Source organism: Chryseobacterium sp. 27AL (assembly GCF_057815395.1).
Genome location: NZ_JBYRIW010000017.1, coordinates 1 through 16,896 on the forward strand (window position 1 = coordinate 1; position 16,896 = coordinate 16,896).

The following is a 16,896-nucleotide window of genomic DNA, read 5'->3' on the forward strand; positions in this document are numbered from 1 at the left end:
CACTCGAATTGACGAAACACGAATGGCACTAATGGCTTGAACACTAATTTCACAAATGTTGTGTAAAAATCTTTGCTTAGATCCCTACGGGATGACAAACGGAGTGGAAAGTATCCTTTTGCATTAAGCATTTGTGCTATTTGCGCATAGATATTTGTGCTTATTTGTGTTTAATTAATACGTTAGATAGCTGTTCTTAACACGAATGGCACTAATGGATTGAACACTAATTTCACAAGTGTTGTGTTGAAATGCTTTGCTGAGATCCCTACGGGATGACAAACGGAGTGGAAAGTTCCGTTGCATTTAAAGCATTTGTGTTATTTGTGCATAGATGTTTGTGCTTATTTATGTTAAATATGATGAATGATAATTGATCATTGATAAATGATGTTTACTAATGATCGTAAATATAGGCGGAGGACGGCTGAAGTGATTGATGATAACTTTTAAGAGATTGAAATGGTTAATAACATGATATAGAAGTTTATTTTCTGAGGCAGTTACTTGTGGTACAGCCCAAAAGTCAGAGCCGGTCATTTTATGATGTTGTTTTAATGGAGAAGGATTTCCTAAAACAGCTGTTGACAAAGGGTTGCCTGAGTTTGCAATATAATGGTAACTCTTCGGAACTGTGAAGCAAGTCTGGCTTGATGGATTGATATGATTTTTGCTGGTAGATGTTGACTTTAGCGTGAAGAAAGCTTTACGTTTAGTTATATTGGTCTTTTTTACCACATTATTTATCTCTGAAAAAGATTCAGTGGAGATGTCAATCGGTGATTCAATATAGAGATAAGAATCTTCAGATATAAAAAGTGTTGAATCGGAATAAGAAAAGGGAGTCTGGGAACTGATAACAACAGCAATGAAAAATACCTGCAAGCACAGCAGCCTTACGCTAAAACGCAGGGATAGAGGGAACTGTATAGGGGGCATCATTCGTAGTATCATTGTGTATAAAAAGGTAGTCCCACTTAGACTACTTTTACAACCAATGATTTAAGAATCAACATGGTTCTGTTTTTTTAAGTTAAAAACGAAGGCAGTTCTTTTAGCTCTGAAACAGCCAGTTTTTAAAGGAAATTACATTTGCTAATTAATTAACACATTAAAAAACAACAGATTATTATTTGGAAATATTGATAATTTGTTTACATTTGTCACAGAAAAAGTAGTCTAAGTGGGACTACTTTTTTCTTGGCCAGTCTCACAGAATTTTCGAATTCAGAAACTAATGATACACGATCCGTAAAGAAATAACATTATAAGTGATTATTTCATTATAGATCATACAAACAATCTTACTTTTACGTTTTGTAATCTATTTATTTTCTTTTTTTTGGAAGATTAATTTAATTCAGATGAAAAAAATTTCATATACTGTTTTATTAGCTTCAGGGCTGGTATCCGGTCAGTTCTTTGAAAAAGACAAAACCTTTACAAAACAGGATACTTTAAAAGGCTCTAATACAGCATTCAGAAACTTCTGGGATGTGAAGAAATATGATCTCTCCGTAGAGCCGGATTTTGCAGCAAAAAGCATCAAAGGAAACAACAAAATCAGCTTTGAGATCATTGCGAGGATTTATTTTTAACCCTTTGAGCGTAAAGATTTTTGAAATAATTGTGTGTACTTTTGGGGTGCTAATGCTGAATGATGTTTTAGTAATGTATATTCTACTTACTTTTCAAAGCAACTACCTCATCCGCATCAGCAAAAGCAACGCCGTCAGTAATTGCAGAAGAATGAAAATAATTTGCTTTGGTAAAATTTCTTATTTCCTCAATATTTGTCGACCGAAGTCCGCCACCAACAAGAATTTCAATTCTTCCTGCTGACAGCTCCACCAGTTTTTTCAGATTTTCTTTTCCTTCAGAAACATTTGGTTTCTGGCCGGAAGTGAGGATTGTTTTAAATCCACATTCGATTACTTTTTCTAGTGAATCTTCCAGATTTCTGGCTCTGTCGAATGCGCGATGAAATGTAGATGGATAAGGTTTTGCCAGTTCAACCAATTCCTTATTTTGCTCTACATTAATCTCATCATTTTCATTTAAAATTCCAAAAACGAAACCATCAACGTTTAAAGATTTTAATTGGATCAGATCTGATTTCATTTCCTCAAATTCTGCCGCCGAATATGTAAAATCTCCTCCACGTGGACGAATCATCACAAAAACAGGAATGCTGATCTTTTCCCGAAGCTGTCTTACGGTTTCAAAATTCGGAGTGGTTCCGCCTTCGTTTAATCCGTCGCACAATTCTATCCGGTCGGCCCCGTTTTCAAATGCTGTGATGGCTGATTCGGGATTAAAGCATGCTATTTCTATTTTGGACATTTTAGGTTTAGGTTTAGGTTTAGGTTTAGGTTTAGGTTTAGCAAAATTAATTTCTAATAAAATTATTTCAAAGCAAAGTCTGGTTTTTCCAAACGGTTGCCTTTCTGATCGTAAACGGCAAAATTGAATCCGTCCTGAATACAATATGAGCCATATTCCCCTTTTTTATTAATTGCAATAAAACCCACCTGGATATCTTTCAGATTTTTCTTTCTTTTTTTGGTAATCTGTACAATTCTTTCCACCGCTTCTTTACAGGCTTGTTGTGGATTCCTTCCCTGTCTCATTAATTCCACCACCAAATGAGTTCCGACAGTTCTGATCACCTCTTCACCATGACCTGTAGCTGTTGCTGCTCCGACTTCATTATCCACAAACAATCCTGCTCCGATGATGGGGGAATCTCCTACTCTTCCATGCATTTTGAATGCCATTCCGCTGGTGGTGCATGCCCCGGAAAGGTTTCCCTGAGCATCCATAGCGATCATTCCGATGGTATCATGATTTTCGATATTGACAATCGGCTGATATTTACTGTCTTTCAGCCAGTCTTTCCATTCTTTTTCTGATTCAGGAGTGAGAAGATTTTCTTTTTTAAAACCATGGGAAACCGCAAACTGCAAAGCTCCATCGCCAACCAACATGACGTGAGGTGTCTTCTCCATCACGGCTCTGGCTACAGAAATCGGATTTTTAATATTTTCCAGGCAGGCTACTGAACCGATATTGTAATTTTCATCCATGATGCAGGCATCCAGCGTCACTCTTCCGTCTCTGTCCGGACGGCCGCCATACCCCACACTTCTTTCATTGGGATCATCTTCTACGAGTCGTACTCCTTTTTCCACCGCATCCAAAGCCCTGCCTCCTTTTCCTAAAATGGTCCAGGCTTCTTCATTGGCTTTCAAACCAAAATTCCAGGTAGAAAGAACGATCGGCTTATTGATTATTTTGTGGTCGCTTTCAGGTGCATTTTTGCCAAAAAGATCAAGAGGATTCAGCAATAATGCGGATGATGCAATGGCTGTATTTTTTATAAATTTTCTGCGTGAGTTCATATGTATTTAAGGCTAAGGTTGAGGTTGAGGTAAAGGCTAAGGTTGAGATTAAGATTGAGGTTGAGGTTGAGATTAAGGTTGAGATTATTAGTTTGCTCCGATTTCATCGACGAATAGCCAGGCTTTTGAATCGGCACCGGGATTTCCGGCCGGAATAATTCCTGCATTTTCGATTTTTATTTTTATATATTTTGAATTCTGATTTCCTACATTTAACCTGATTTTTCCGTTAGTAGAAAGAATTTCATCTTTTCCGATTTCTTTTATCATCTTAAAATCAATTCCGTTATCTGATATAAAAATCTGTGCGAATTTTGCTAAATGGATCCAGCTTCCTTTATTATCCAGCGTATTAAAATAAACTTCCGAGAAAGAAGTTTTCTGTCCAAAATCAATGGTTGCAACTACATCTTTTCCCTGAAATCCTAACCATGTTTTTCCTAATTGCTTTGGATTTCCGATAATTCCGTCAACCAAAGTAAAAGCGCCTCCAAAAGAATAATTTTCACTTGGCTGATCTTGTAGCGTAATCCTTTTTCCGGTGGTTTTTGATATGGTGAAATTTTGTAAAGAAATGGCACTTTTCAATTGTCCGTTTTCAAAATAAGCAGATTTTACCGTTAAAGATTTTGAAACAGGAACAGGGCTTTGATAAGGCTGAGAATTTACCTTAGGATCAGTTCCGTCCAACGTATAACGGATTCCATTTGGATTTTGCGAGGTAGAAAGTTCATAAGCGATCCCATTATTAACAGAAATCACTTTTCCTGAAACATTATAGATGCTTTTTGCATAATTAACACCCATTTTATCCAATGTTTTGAATTCGTTGATGGCCCGACCTTCAAATTCTTTATAATTTTCAGGATCTGAAGTTCCCCAACCTACTTCTGAAAGAGCGAGTAATCTGGGAAAAATCATATACTGAACCTGTTTAAAATCAAGAATATATTCTGTCCAAAGATTAGCCTGAACACCTAAAATATATTTTGCTTCGTCCTGATTTAATTCTTCAGGAATCGGGTTATAAGAATATACTTTATCCAATGGTGTAAAACCTCCGAAAGCATTGGGCTCAGTCGCAGGATCTCCCTGATAATGATCAAAATAACAATAAGATCCGGGGGTCATTACCGCGAAATGACCCGATTTTGCAGCTTCAACTCCGCCTTTAATTCCCGTCCAGCTCATGACGGCAGCGTTTGGAGCTAAACCGCCTTCCAGAATTTCGTCCCAGCCGATGATTTTTCTTCCTTTTGAGTTGACATATTTTTCAATCTTATGAATAAAGTAGCTTTGTAAACCATGTTCATCCTTGAGATTATTTTTCTTTATCAATTCCTGGCAATGGGCACATTCTTTCCATCTTGTTTTCGGACATTCATCACCTCCGATGTGAATATATTTTGAAGGAAAAAGCGCTATCACCTCATCTAAAACATTTTCCAAAAATTTGAAAGTTTCATCCTTCGGACAGAAAACATCATCAAAAACGCCCCATTTCGTAGCCGGTTCGAATGGTCCTTTTGTACAGGCCAATTCAGGATATGCCGATAAAGCAGCCAATGCATGACCCGGCATTTCGATTTCCGGAACAACGGTGATATGTCTTTCCTGCGCGTATTTTACAACATCTTTAATCTGTTCTTGCGTGTAGAAGTATGGCCCGTAAGGTTTTCCGTCAAACGTATTGTCAACATAAGCTCCGATCATGGATTCTTTACGTTTCGAACCGATTTGTGTTAATTTTGGATATTTTTTAATTTCAATTCTCCAGCCCTGGTCGTCTGTCAAATGCCAGTGAAATGTATTCAATTTGTACATCGCGAGATAATCGATGTATTGCTTAACTTCATCGACTGTGAAAAAATGACGGCAGACATCGAGGTGCATTCCACGCCAGGCGAATTTTGGTGTATCAGAAATTTTTACTGCCGGAATATTTCCGTTTTTAGAATTTCGGATAAGCTGAAGCAAAGTCTGGATCCCATGAAATAACCCTTCATTACTTTTTGCTTTTAGTGAAATTAGTTTTTTATCAACAGTTATTTCGTAATCAACAGCATCATTTATTTTTTTATCAATGGTCATAAAAATAACATTCCCTCCACTGCTTCTTTTATTTTTTGATAAATCAAGATTATACTGTCGCTTTAATGAATTTAAAAAAAAATGATATTCAAAAGAGGTTTCAACACCTTTAACAGCTGTTTGATCATTTACATTAAATTCACCATTCTGAAATTCCACTTTTTGTGGATAAGGAATTACATTTAATCTTGTTTGAGTGAAAAACAGACTTGAAAACAATACAGAAAATACCAGTAAAAAACGCTGCATTTTGTGAGTTTAAGATTTAGGCGAATATACTTATTTTCTGAAAATTTACAGATGATTTAATATCTTAAGTCTTAAAGCAGGAAATTTTATAAGATCTTAATTTAAATTTAGAAATCGATCCATAGAAAATTCGGGCTTACGAAACAGGAAAGCCAATAGAAATAATTCAAATCAAAATAGTATAATTTAAAAATATCTAAAAAATACACCTTAATTTACTGTAAATTTAAAAACAAAAATTTTATTATTTAACGAAAATGATAAATATCAAAAGTGACAAATATCAGTAATAAACCGTCATAAAAAATGTTAAAACGATAATAAATTTGATCTCGTTAAACAAACAAAAATTAGGAACATGAGAAAATTATTATTGACCAGTTTTGTGGTAATAATGGGATTATGCAATGCTCAGACAAAACAAGAAGGTTTAAAAGGAACGTGGTTTGCTACAGCCCAAGTCGGTTATCAGAGTACAAATGATGGTTCAGAAACAGGTAAATCATCAAGTACAACAATTTTGCCTCTTGCAGGATATTTTGTCGGTCCATCTACTGCTGTAGGACTCGCTGTAGGAAATATTGGAGTAAAATCAACCAATCAGTTTGCGGAAAATGTTACTTTAAAAACGAATCTGCTAGTGGTTGAGCCGCTGGCAAGAAAATACTGGAACATACACGGAGGTTTATTTTTCTTCGGACAACTTGCAGTGCCTATCATTTCAGGGAAAACCAAAGTAACGGCAAACGGACAGTCTGTACCGGACAGCGATATCAAAGTAAACCAGATCGGATTGGCTTTATCAGGAGGTTTAGATTATGTACTGACAAAACATTTTACGGTAGAATTCTCTTACAATCTGGCCAATCTCTCTTATACAACGATTAAAAATTATCCGGGAACAACAAAAGATATTAAAACAACAGATTTTTCATTAGCCCATGTAGCAACGGTAACACCAGATTATAATAAAGCTGTACTTGGACCAAACGGAAATGCAATTTCTACCTTATCTTTCGGGTTTAAGTTCTTATTCTGAAAACACAATGAATATTATATTTTCAACACTTTAAAAACATAATACTTTTTCTAAAAAAGCTGTTTCAGGAAAATTGAAACAGCTTTTATTTTTATTTAAAATTTCATCTCAGGAATTTCACCTTCTATAATAAGATCTGCTTCTGTTGATTGTATAATGTGCTCTACGGAAACTCCGGGAGCCCTTTCAATTAGTTTAAAACCGGCAGGTGTAACATCTAAAACCGCCAATTCTGTCACCACTCTTTTTACACAGTTAACACCCGTCAGAGGAAGCGTACATTTTTTCAGGATTTTGCTTTCTCCGGCTTTGTTGACGTGCATCATGGCAACGATAATATTCTCTGCGGAGGCTACGAGATCCATTGCACCGCCCATGCCTTTCACCATTTTTCCCGGGATTTTCCAGTTGGCAATATCTCCGTTTTCGGAAACTTCCATCGCTCCGAGAATCGTAAGATCTACTTTCTTGCTTCTGATCATCCCAAAGCTGAATGCAGAATCGAAGAATGATCCTCCAGCTAAAATGGTGATCGTCTGTTTTCCTGCGTTGATGATGTCTGCATCTTCTTCTCCTTCGTAGGGAAACGGTCCCATTCCCAAAACGCCATTTTCACTCTGGAATTCTACGTTGAGATTCTCTGGAACATAATTGGCCACCAGAGTCGGGATTCCGATTCCGAGGTTTACATAATATCCGTCTTTGACTTCTTTTGAAATACGTTTTGCTATATCTTCTTTACTTAACATGGTAATAATTTGAAAATTTGTTTAATGAGTCAATCTGGAATTGACCTGTTTTTTAACTCAAAAATGCGTAAGATTTAATATAAATTACTTTAAATATGAAAGCAATTATCATCTTTACTAATGATCTCTTTTTCTTACGGTATGCTGTTCTATTCTTTTTTCAAATTTTTCACCCTGGAAAATTCTCTGGATCATAATTCCCGGAATGTGTATCTGATTAGGATCCAGTTCGCCTGGTTCTACCAGTTCTTCCACTTCTGCAATGGTAATTTTTCCTGCTCCGGCCATCGGATGATTAAAATTTCTTGCCGATCCTTTAAAGATAAGGTTACCTGCATGATCCCCTTTCCAGGCTTTTACAATGGAAAAATCTGCTTTGAATGCATGTTCCAGAATATGAGGTGTCCCATCAAAATCTTTTACTTCCTTTCCTTCGGCCACCTCAGTTCCGAAACCTGCCGGCGTATAGAAAGCCGGAATTCCTGCCTGTGCCGCTCTGCATTTTTCCGCCAAAGTTCCCTGTGGAGTAAGCTCAACTTCAAGTTCGCCGGAAAGCATCTGTCTTTCAAACTCTGCATTTTCTCCAACATAAGAGGAAATCATTTTTTTGATCTGTCTTTTCTGCAACAGCAATCCTAATCCGAAATCATCGACTCCGGCATTGTTTGATATGCATGTAAGATCTTTTACATCACTCTCTACCAAGGCGTTAATTGAATTTTCAGGAATACCGCAAAGTCCGAACCCTCCCAGCATTAATGTCATTCCGTCTGTAATGCCTGCGATGGCTTCCTTTGCATTTTTTACTCTTTTATCTATCATGAAATATTAGATTTTTCTGTTGGCTTAAATTTAATACTTTTTCTTATATCAGGAAGAAACGGCTGATGATTTAGCATATTGCATTACTACATCTTATCAGACAATGGTTTATCATGGTCTGAATTTTGGTTAAGATATGACACACCAATTATCACCATTAAATTTATTATTATGGAAGCGAAAAACATTTCAAGAATTGCCTTAGGAGCATTTCTCATAACAGCAGGAATAGGACATCTCACTTTTGCAAGAAAAGAATTCCAGGCTCAGGTTCCTGAATGGGTTCCTCTGGATAAAGATGATACGGTTGTTTATTCCGGAATTGCTGAAATCGCATTAGGAACAGCCGTTATTGCTACGCCTAAGAAATACCGCAAAACAATGGGGAAAATTGTTGCCGGTTTCTTTGCCGCCGTACTTCCCGGGAATATCGCCCAATATAAAAACAGAAGGGATTCCTTCGGACTTAATACGGATAATCAGCGATTTGCAAGATTATTTATGCAGGCTCCGCTTATTGCCTGGGCATTGAAATCTACGGATGAATAATGGAAGCGGCAAAAATTTTCAATTTTTGCCGCTTCTTTTTTTAATATACTGTATTTATTAATTGGACTGACATCCAATCCTGATATAGATCGTCCCTTCGGGACTCTTTAACGGATGTCTTTAATGATTGTAGATTGGACCGACATCCAATCCTGATATAGATCGTCCCTTCGGGACTCTTTAACGGATGTCTTTAATATGGTAGATTGGACTGATATCCAATTCTATTATAGATCGTCCTTTTTAATATAGTAGATTGGACTGATATCCAATTCTATTATAGATCGTCCTTTTTAATATAGTAGATTGGACTGGCATCCAATCCTGATATAGATCGTCCCTTCGGGACTTCATCCGCTATTGAATAATCAGTTTTAAAGTAAATAATTTTCGGGTATGGACTTTTACGAAATAGACGCCTTTTGGAAGATTTTCATTAACCAAAGAAAACCGCTGATTATTAATATTTTTTGATTCATATAGCAAATCTCCGTTTGCGGAAAGCAATTCTATTTTTTCAATAGGATAATCACTTTTGATAAATGTCGGTTCGCCCGGTTTTGTAGGATTCGGGTACAATATTACATTTTTCTCCGTACTTTTTGTCTCTTCTGTTCCTAATGTTGATCCGGTTACCTGAAACTGAACCCTGTTTGAAACTTCAGTATAAGAATCATTGGTAAACATCACCATATAATAATTTCCCGGTGTTGCCGGAACTGCTGTTCCCTGAATAGTCTTTGTTCCCTGAGTAACGCCGTCAAAGTAAGTATAAGAAACAAAATTATCATCCGGAACCGTAACGCTTTGAGGGTAAATTCCCAGCCAGTCTTTGATGATTCCCGGAGAATCCGTCCATGAAGCAGTAATATTTTCACCCAAAGTATATACCGGTTTATTCGTCCAAAGTTCTGTTACAATATCTCCGACTTTAAAGAAAACTTTTTCACCAATCGCTGTATAGCCGTCTTCCAGAAAATACTGTGCATAATAATATCCTTTCGCAAGACCTGTGAAATTAAGACTTCCTGACGCTGTTGTCACATAGCTCCACTGGGTAGAATTTACATTTCCCGGAGTATGGCCCATTTTGTAGATCCCGATCCAGTCTTTTGTTAAATTTGGTCCGTTTGAGAAATTTACAGTCACTGTTCCACCCACAGGATAAACGTCTGCGGTAGTACTTAATACCACTTTCGGACCTACATAAAAGCTTTTTCTCGGTGTGATTTCCGTATAGCCGTTATTGGCAAAAAATCCTGCAAAATACTGTCCCTTATTGGCAATTCCGTTCGGGAAAGTTGCTGTTCCGGCTGTCTGCCCGTTGGTATAAACATACGCCTGGGAAGTTACCGTAGCCGGATTCTGACCTTTCTTATAAATTCCTACCCAATCCTGATTATTTCCGGGTCCGTCTGTGAACGTCGCGATGATTGGTTCGTTTTGCGTATATTCGGTTTTATCCAGTGTAAATGTTGGATTTGATACAACACTTCCTGTAACCTCGAATTCTTTCGGATCGCTCCAGTCGCTCCATTCTAAGTTTCTGTCTCTATAACGAACTTTCACATAATACGTTCCATTTGTAATTGAATTTGCGGCAATGGTGGCTTTCGTAATATCAACACCTGCATTCAGATTTTTTGTGATATCAGGAGTTCCGTTTCCGTCTTTGCCAAACCAATTTTCGTAATCTCGGTACAATTCTTTTTCAATGACAGAAAAATCTGCCGCTTTACTTATAAGGAACTGCGTCGTATTCAACAATTCTCCGTTTGTGCTTGAAAATGCGCTTCCGTTTAATGTTAAAGGTAAAGTAACCGGACCCGTAAAAGTATTTGAAATAGAAGGCTTTGCCGGTTTCGATTGGTTTTTGTACCGGTGGAACGTATCAATCAATTCATTATATTTTTTATGATAAACGCCTCCGATCGAATAAGATTCCACATCTACCTTTCCTGTATTGACATCAACTTCAACAATCTGGTAGGTCCAGTCTGTTAATGTTTTCTGAACATCATCAAAATCCTGCTCCGTCGACATTCCCCAATACTGATCCCATGCAACGCCACCGGAAATGATCTGATAATTCGGGGTATTTTTCAGCTGACCTCTGTGATATAAATGATGATGTGCTCCGACATGCATTAAATATTTCGAAGAAGTCGTCAGAAACGGAACCGCATTATTCCTCACCCAGGTTGAAATGTCACCAACATATTGTTCCGCCTGATAGGGTCTGTGGCTCAAAGAAATGATCCAGTCTACGGTAGAATCATTATTGGCTTCATTAAGGATCTGCTGAAGCCAGGTCATTTGCGCTGATCCTGTATGTTCGGAGCTTAAGCTGATGAATAGAACATTTCCCGCCTGTTGGGCATAATAGTTTTCATTTCCCGAAGTGATGTTTTTGTACTTTATCTCATCAATATAAAAGTGAGCGTAATATGAATTCATTCCCAAAGTCCCATAAGTTTCGTGGTTTCCGACCGTTGTTTGTATCGGCAGATAAGGAGATAGATTGATATTCTTTTTAAAATGAACATTTTCATAATGATCCAGTGTTCCTACATCCACCTGATCTCCTACCATGAAAGTGAGCGCTATATTATCAGAAGGATCAGAATCCGGGCCGAACTTTTCTTTTAATTTTTTATAAGCATTTAACGTTAAGGTATCATATCTTGGTTCCGCTTTAATTTGGTTGTCTCCCATAATCAGAAAACGTATTTTACCGTCGGCAGTAACCGGCTGGCCAGGTAAAGGAAGTGTCCTAAAATTATAAACGGCAGATTCGCTGCTGCCGGTTTTTATTTTATAATAATATTTTGTGTTCGGCTGCAGATTGGTAATCTTGGCGGTATGGTAATAATAATTGTTATTGTAACCAGTATCCGAGAAGATATTTGTTGTTCCGGTAAATGTCACGTTGAGATTGGCTGGGTTCGTTCCGTAAAAAACGGTCGTTTCGTTGTTGGATGACGTTTTCCAATTGACAATCATTGAAGTTGGTGTCGGGTTCTGTAAATAAGGATACAGACTTTGTCCGAATGCCATCTGGACGGCAAACAAAAAAAAGAATAGTGTTTTTTTCATGAGTAACACAGGTTTATAGTAAATGTTTAAATTATATTTAATAATTAAAAAGCTTTCGAAGCGCTTTTATCACCGCGCAAAAGTAGAATACTCATGTAAACTGTACCTGATGATAACTTCAAGGAAATATTAATTTTATGCCGGAAATTCGCCTCAACATTTCATTATATTTTAATATTAATTTGTTTGGAATATTTGAAAAATGATTTGTATATTTGCAGCCTGTTATTCAACCTCTGACGAAGTCCGTGTAAGTTGCTTAGCTTTAAACATTTTATTTTATTAATAATGGATTTATTAAAGTACGTACAAGACAAGTACATTACAAAAAAAGAATTCCCTGAATTCAAAGCGGGTGATACAATCACTGTTTATTACGAAATTAAGGAAGGACAAAAAACAAGAACTCAGTTCTTCAAAGGAACAGTTATCCAATTAAGAGGTACTGGTTCTACAAAAACTTTCACGATCAGAAAAATGTCTGGTGATGTAGGGGTAGAAAGAGTGTTCCCTATCAACATGCCTGCTCTTCAGAAAATTGAAGTTGACAGAAGAGGTAAAGTTAGAAGATCAAGAATTTACTACTTCAGAGATCTTAGAGGTAAAAAAGCGAGAATTAAAGACGCTGCTTACAAAAAGAAATAATTCAGACAACAATACATACGAAAAGAGACTGTTTATCAATAAGCAGTCTCTTTTCATTTATAGCCAAATCATAATATTCTTCTTATATAAATATTTAAATTCTATTTAATAAATTTTAAATATATTTGTCATTATCAAATAATCATTCTTAAAAATATCCCATAATATTTAATAATTAAAACAACTATGAAACGAGCCATCCTACTTTCCGCTTTTTTATTGTCTCAATTTGGGACATCACAACTTTTAAAGACGAACGGACAAAAGATCGTAAATGATAAAGGTGAAAACATACAATTGAGAGGTCTCGGTCTGGGAGGATGGATGCTTCAGGAGGGATACATGTTGAAAACCGCTGATTTTGCCGGTCCGCAATATAAAATCAAAGAAAAAATCGCAGAGCTTATCGGTGAAGACGGAATGAATGAATTCTATAAAGCTTATCTCAAAAACGGAATCACCAAACAGGATATTGATTTTCTGAAGAAAGCCGGATTTAACTCAATCAGATTACCAATGCACTACAATCTGTACACATTGCCCATTGAGAAAGAACCTAAAAAAGGTCAGAATACCTGGCTGGAAGAAGGATTTAAAATGACGGACGCTCTTCTTAAATGGTGCGCTGACAACAAAATGTATTTAATTTTAGATCTTCATGCAGCACCGGGCGGACAGGGAAATGATGTGAATATTTCCGACAACGACAAGTCTAAGCCATCTCTGTGGGAAAGCGAAGAAAATCAGAAAAAGACCATTGCTCTCTGGAAAAAATTAGCAGAAAGATACAAAGATGAGCCATGGATCGGAGGATATGACCTTATCAATGAGCCCAACATCAATTTCACAGGAAAAAATCCGAACGGAACTGATGAAATGTCAAATGCTCCACTTTGGAAATTACAAAAAGATATCACGGATGCTATCCGTACCGTTGATAAAAAGCATATTATCATTATCGAAGGAAACGGCTGGGGAAATAATTATAACGGATTAACGCCACTTTGGGACAACAATATGGTTTTCAGTTTCCATAAATACTGGAATTACAATGATGACGCTACCCTTAAGTTTGCTTTGGATCTTAGAGAAAAGCACAATATCCCAATCTGGCTGGGAGAAACAGGAGAAAATTCAAATGTTTGGTTCACGGAACTTATTCAGCTTTTGGATAAACACAACATCGGATACGCCTTCTGGCCGATGAAAAAAATCGACAATATCGCAGGAATTACCAACGTAAAAATTACTCCGGAATATCAGAAACTGTTGGATTACTGGAAAAACGGCGGTGAAAAACCATCAAAAGAATTTGCCAGAAAAACCTTAATGCAGATTGCTGACAATTATAAGTTCAGTAATGTAGAGGTAAAAAATGATGTCATTGATGCGATGTTCAGGCAGACGACCGATTCTTCTACAAAACCTTTCAAAAATCTCCAGGCTCCGGGGAAAATTTTGGCCACAGATTATGATTTAGGAAGAATGGGTTCAGCTTATCTTGATAAAGATTTTGTCAATCTCTGGGTAAGTGATCCTGAAAAAAGATCAGAATGGAATTCCGGAAATCAATTGAGAAATGATGGAGTTGATATTTATAAAACCGGCAATAATCAGTATTATGTAGGAAAAACAGAAAGCGGTGAATGGCTTCAGTATACGATCAATGCTAAAACCGGGAAAGCCTATACTTTTGACATCAATTATTCCAGCAATTCACCTGCTAAAATCAGGGTTGAAGACGCTTCCGGAAAGCAATTGGCAACAGTTTCTCTCAACTCCACAGGAGGAAATGAAAACTGGAAAACTGTTTCCACCAAAGGAATTAACCTTACAAAAGGCGAAAACAAGATCAGGATCTATTTTGAAAATGACGGTGTCAACCTGAATTATTTAGACGTTAAATAAAAAAAAATCTTAAATTGCAAATCCCTTTTAGTTTCTAAGAGGGATTTCTTTTTAAACAAAATATTATGAAAAAAATAAGCCTGATTCTTCTTTTCATTTCAGCATTTACATTTGCCCAGCAATCTGCTTTGGAACAAAAAATCAACAGTATCATTAAAGATAAAGATGCAACGGTAGGAATTTCCGTTCTGGGCTTTGAAGATGGCTTTAAATACCATAAAAATGCCAATAAGAAACTTCCGATGCAGAGTGTTTTTAAATTTCATATTGCTGTCGCTTTGCTGAATTATGTGGATAAGGGGAAGCTTTCTTTAGATCAGAAGGTTTTATTAGACAAAACCAATTTATTTGAAAATACATGGTCGCCACTTCGTGACAAATATCCTGACGGAGGCGTTGAAGTCCCTTTAAGTGAAATTCTTGAATATACGGTAGCTAAAAGCGATAATAACGGCTGTGATATTATACTGAAACTACTGGGTGGCACACAGACCGTTCAGCGATTTATGGATTCGAAAGGTGTAAAGGGCTTTCAGATTAAATACAACGAAGCCGAAATGCACAAAGACTGGAATATTCAGTACAAAAATTACAGCACCGCAACTTCTGCAACGGATGTGCTGAAGAAATTTTATGATGGAAAACTGATCTCTCAAAAATCGAAGGATTATTTAATGAAAATTATGTTTTCAACATCGACAGGAAAAAATAAACTGATCGAACAACTTCCGGAAAACACGCCTGTGGCAAGAAAAACGGGAGCTTCCGGCAAGAATAATTCAGGCTTAACCGGTGCTGAAAATGAAATTGGCATCGTGACTTTGCCCAATGGTAAGCATTATGCAATAGCTGTATTTGTCAGTAACTCAACGGAAACGAATGTGGTGAACTGCAAAATGATTTCAGATATTTCAAAGTCTGTCTGGGATTATTTTAATAAATAAAAATTTAAGCTTAATTTTAAAACCGTTAACATGAAAAAAATAGTATTAACAATAGCAATCTTCGGCTGCTCATTATTCTTTGGGCAGAAAAGTGAAAATTACCTCACCGTAGGATACGCAAGTGTATGTTGCGGAACTCCTTCCGATAAACCTGTGACAGATTACCTGAATCAGTTTAAAAGTAAAAATAAAATAAAAAGTCTGGAAGTATATAAACAAACCGGTCTTGGACGAGAAGGAGAATATAATCTGTACATTGGTACCGACAGGCTTACTATAACGCAGAAAACATCACTCATCAAAGGGTTGAAAGCAACTGTTGATGCGCAGAATAATGCACGAAGAAAAGACAGTGACGGCATGGTTAATTTTAATGAAGCCAGAGCAGCGAAAAAAGCGGATCTGTCCAACGCAAGAAATTTAATGCAGATTAAATAACAAATAATTAAACTAAATAAGGTAAAATGATCAAAAACATTGTAGTTATCGGAGCCGGAACCATGGGAAATGGTATTGCACATACTTTCGCTCAAAGCGGATTTAAAGTAAACCTGGTAGATGTATCGCAGGAAGCTTTAGACAGGGGGCTGAAAACCATTACCACCAATCTTGACAGAATAATTGCAAAGGGAAACCTCACCGAAGAGCAAAAAGCTGAAACTTTAGGAAATATTACCACTTTTACAGCGCTTAAAGATGCCGTCGGGAACGCAGATCTTATTGTGGAAGCTGCAACGGAAAATCAGGAATTAAAACTGAAAATTTTCGGCCAAATGGACGAGTTTGCTCCTGAAAACTGTATATTGGCGACAAACACCTCATCCATTTCCATCACAAAAATTGCAGCTGCTACCAAAAGAGCAGATAAAGTAATCGGAATGCATTTTATGAATCCTGTTCCCATCATGAAGCTGGTGGAAATTATCAAAGGCTATTCAACCTCAAAAGAAACTTTTGATGCGATTTATGAAATGAGCAAAACATTAGGAAAAGTTCCTGTAGAAGTAAATGATTATCCCGGTTTTGTGGCTAACAGAATCTTAATGCCGATGATTAATGAATCTATCGAAACGCTTTACAACGGTGTTGCCGGTGTTGAGGAAATTGACACGGTAATGAAATTGGGAATGGCGCATCCGATGGGACCGCTTCAACTGGCGGATTTTATCGGACTTGATGTTTGTTTGGCGATATTAAATGTAATGTATGACGGCTTTAAAAATCCTAAATATGCACCAAATCCGTTATTGGTCAACATGGTGATGGCTGGAAAATTAGGTGTAAAATCAGGTGAAGGTTTCTATGATTATTCTGAAAGCAAAAAAGCAGAAAAAGTAGCAAAAATGTTTTTAAAATAAATGGACGTGAATGGTGAATTGTTAATGGTCAGCTCAGATAGGTAA

The 16,896-nt window shown here is 36.8% G+C and carries 15 protein-coding genes; 8 read left to right on the forward strand and 7 right to left on the reverse strand.

The genetic code is table 11. The features are described 5' to 3' along the window. Positions 1-348 precede the first annotated feature (348 nt). On the reverse strand, positions 349-942 hold the full coding sequence (locus AC3WV0_RS16545) for a hypothetical protein (protein ID WP_488847176.1): 594 nt from the start codon (positions 940-942) through the stop codon (positions 349-351). Positions 943-1,364: 422 nt separating this feature from the next. Here AC3WV0_RS16545 and AC3WV0_RS16550 point away from each other — a divergent pair, with 422 nt between their 5' ends. Further along, positions 1,365-1,598, forward strand: coding sequence for a hypothetical protein (locus tag AC3WV0_RS16550; protein ID WP_488847177.1), 234 nt, complete (start codon positions 1,365-1,367; stop codon positions 1,596-1,598). 82 nt (positions 1,599-1,680) lie between these two features. Here the strand turns inward: AC3WV0_RS16550 and AC3WV0_RS16555 are convergent, their stop codons facing one another. The 3 genes from AC3WV0_RS16555 to AC3WV0_RS16565 form a co-directional block, all read right to left on the reverse strand. Next, the gene (locus tag AC3WV0_RS16555; RefSeq protein ID WP_488847178.1) at positions 1,681-2,343 is read right to left on the reverse strand and encodes a copper homeostasis protein CutC; all 663 of its coding nucleotides are present in this window, start codon (positions 2,341-2,343) and stop codon (positions 1,681-1,683) included. A gap of 62 nt (positions 2,344-2,405) precedes the next feature. After that, positions 2,406-3,401 carry an isoaspartyl peptidase/L-asparaginase family protein gene (locus tag AC3WV0_RS16560; protein ID WP_488847179.1) on the reverse strand — a complete coding sequence of 332 codons (996 nt, stop codon included), beginning with the start codon at positions 3,399-3,401 and terminating at the stop codon, positions 2,406-2,408. 87 nt (positions 3,402-3,488) lie between these two features. Then, positions 3,489-5,741, reverse strand: a complete 2,253-nt coding sequence (locus AC3WV0_RS16565; RefSeq protein ID WP_488847180.1) for a beta-N-acetylhexosaminidase — start codon at positions 5,739-5,741, stop codon at positions 3,489-3,491. Between the two features lie 358 nt (positions 5,742-6,099). On the opposite strand from AC3WV0_RS16565, the gene AC3WV0_RS16570 reads away from it, so the two are divergent. Continuing rightward, positions 6,100-6,780 (forward strand): outer membrane beta-barrel protein, encoded by a 681-nt coding sequence (locus AC3WV0_RS16570; protein ID WP_488847181.1) that lies wholly within the window; start codon positions 6,100-6,102, stop codon positions 6,778-6,780. Positions 6,781-6,875: 95 nt separating this feature from the next. On the opposite strand, the gene AC3WV0_RS16575 is transcribed toward AC3WV0_RS16570, so the two are convergent. Together AC3WV0_RS16575 and AC3WV0_RS16580 are read right to left on the reverse strand one after the other, a co-directional pair. Further along, the gene (locus AC3WV0_RS16575; RefSeq protein WP_488847182.1) at positions 6,876-7,529 is read right to left on the reverse strand and encodes a CoA transferase subunit B; all 654 of its coding nucleotides are present in this window, start codon (positions 7,527-7,529) and stop codon (positions 6,876-6,878) included. Between the two features lie 117 nt (positions 7,530-7,646). Then, positions 7,647-8,351 (reverse strand): CoA transferase subunit A, encoded by a 705-nt coding sequence (locus AC3WV0_RS16580; protein ID WP_488847183.1) that lies wholly within the window; start codon positions 8,349-8,351, stop codon positions 7,647-7,649. Between the two features lie 171 nt (positions 8,352-8,522). Here AC3WV0_RS16580 and AC3WV0_RS16585 point away from each other — a divergent pair, with 171 nt between their 5' ends. Next, positions 8,523-8,900 (forward strand): DoxX family protein, encoded by a 378-nt coding sequence (locus AC3WV0_RS16585; protein ID WP_090001474.1) that lies wholly within the window; start codon positions 8,523-8,525, stop codon positions 8,898-8,900. A gap of 357 nt (positions 8,901-9,257) precedes the next feature. On the opposite strand, the gene AC3WV0_RS16590 is transcribed toward AC3WV0_RS16585, so the two are convergent. Next, positions 9,258-11,996: a fibronectin type III domain-containing protein gene (locus AC3WV0_RS16590; protein WP_488847184.1), complete on the reverse strand. Its 2,739-nt coding sequence runs from the start codon at positions 11,994-11,996 to the stop codon at positions 9,258-9,260. A gap of 288 nt (positions 11,997-12,284) precedes the next feature. Between AC3WV0_RS16590 and rplS the strand changes: the two genes are divergently transcribed. From rplS to AC3WV0_RS16615, 5 genes are all read left to right on the forward strand, one after another. Beyond that, on the forward strand, positions 12,285-12,641 hold the full coding sequence (gene rplS / locus AC3WV0_RS16595; RefSeq protein WP_007846341.1) for a 50S ribosomal protein L19: 357 nt from the start codon (positions 12,285-12,287) through the stop codon (positions 12,639-12,641). 186 nt (positions 12,642-12,827) lie between these two features. Next, the gene (locus tag AC3WV0_RS16600; RefSeq protein ID WP_488847185.1) at positions 12,828-14,549 is read left to right on the forward strand and encodes a cellulase family glycosylhydrolase; all 1,722 of its coding nucleotides are present in this window, start codon (positions 12,828-12,830) and stop codon (positions 14,547-14,549) included. A 65-nt stretch (positions 14,550-14,614) separates the two neighbouring features. Next, entirely contained in the window at positions 14,615-15,493 is an 879-nt protein-coding gene (bla-A, locus tag AC3WV0_RS16605) for a CGA/CIA family class A beta-lactamase (RefSeq protein WP_488847186.1), read from the forward strand. 30 nt (positions 15,494-15,523) lie between these two features. Further along, positions 15,524-15,931: a hypothetical protein gene (locus AC3WV0_RS16610; RefSeq protein WP_488847187.1), complete on the forward strand. Its 408-nt coding sequence runs from the start codon at positions 15,524-15,526 to the stop codon at positions 15,929-15,931. Between the two features lie 29 nt (positions 15,932-15,960). Then, positions 15,961-16,851: a 3-hydroxybutyryl-CoA dehydrogenase gene (locus tag AC3WV0_RS16615; RefSeq protein ID WP_488847242.1), complete on the forward strand. Its 891-nt coding sequence runs from the start codon at positions 15,961-15,963 to the stop codon at positions 16,849-16,851. Positions 16,852-16,896: the final 45 nt, after the last annotated feature.